The organism is Dyella acidiphila (assembly GCF_014863405.1).
Classification (GTDB): Bacteria; Pseudomonadota; Gammaproteobacteria; order Xanthomonadales; family Rhodanobacteraceae; genus Dyella_B; species Dyella_B acidiphila.
The window spans coordinates 1-1,194 of record NZ_JACZZA010000027.1; the positions used below are offsets into that span (position 1 = coordinate 1).

Sequence of the window (1,194 nt, forward strand, 5' to 3'; positions counted from 1 at the left end):
CTTACTTGAGGATCTTGGCGACGACGCCGGCGCCGACGGTACGGCCGCCTTCGCGGATCGCGAAACGCAGGCCTTCCTGCATCGCGATCGGAGCGATCAACGCGACCTTCATCTTCACGTTGTCACCCGGCATCACCATTTCCACGCCTTCCGGCAGTTCCACCGCACCCGTCACGTCCGTCGTACGGAAGTAGAACTGCGGGCGATAGCCCTTGAAGAACGGCGTATGACGGCCGCCTTCGTCCTTCGACAGCACGTACACTTCCGACTCGAAATCGGTGTGCGGCGTGATCGAACCCGGCTTGGCCAGCACCTGGCCGCGCTCCACGTCTTCACGCTTCGTGCCGCGCAGCAGCAGGCCCACGTTGTCGCCCGCCTGGCCCTGGTCCAGCAGCTTGCGGAACATTTCAACGCCCGTCACCGTGGTCTTCACCGTCGGGCGGATACCCACGATTTCCACTTCTTCGCCGACCTTGATGATGCCCGTCTCCACACGACCGGTCACCACCGTGCCGCGACCGGAGATCGAGAACACGTCTTCCACCGGCATCAGGAACGGCTTGTCCAGCACGCGCACCGGCTCCGGAATGTACGTATCCAGCGCATCCACCAGCGCAATGATCGCCGGCACGCCGATTTCCGACTGGTCGCCTTCCAGCGCCTTCAGCGCCGAACCCTTGATGATCGGGGTGTCGTCGCCCGGGAACTCGTACTTGGACAGAAGCTCACGCACTTCCATCTCCACCAGTTCCAGCAGCTCGGCGTCATCCACCATGTCTGCCTTGTTCAGGAACACCACGATGTACGGCACGCCCACCTGGCGCGACAGCAGAATGTGCTCGCGCGTCTGCGGCATCGGGCCGTCCGCGGCCGAGCACACCAGGATCGCGCCGTCCATCTGCGCCGCACCCGTGATCATGTTCTTCACGTAGTCGGCGTGGCCCGGGCAGTCCACGTGTGCGTAGTGGCGGGTCGGCGATTCGTATTCCACGTGCGCCGTCGAGATCGTGATACCGCGCGCCTTTTCTTCCGGCGCCGCGTCGATCTGGTCGTACGCCTTGAATTCACCACCGAAACGCTCTGCGCCGATCTTCGTCAGCGCCGCCGTCAGCGTCGTCTTGCCGTGGTCCACGTGACCGATCGTGCCCACGTTCACGTGCGGCTTGGTGCGTTCGAATTTACCCTTTGCCATGA

1 protein-coding gene is annotated in these 1,194 nt (G+C 63.5%); it reads right to left on the minus strand.

Translation table 11 applies throughout. The features are described from left to right. Nucleotide 1: 1 nt before the first annotated feature. The gene (tuf, locus tag IGX34_RS21935; protein ID WP_192557894.1) at nt 2–1,192 is read right to left on the minus strand and encodes an elongation factor Tu; all 1,191 of its coding nucleotides are present in this window, start codon (nt 1,190–1,192) and stop codon (nt 2–4) included. Nucleotides 1,193–1,194 lie beyond the last annotated feature (2 nt).

Bases quoted from the DNA above. Each gene is read 5' to 3' on its own strand.
- tuf (WP_192557894.1), bottom strand. From the start codon at position 1,192: ATGGCAAAGGGTAAATTCGAACGCACCAAGCCGCACGTGAACGTGGGC.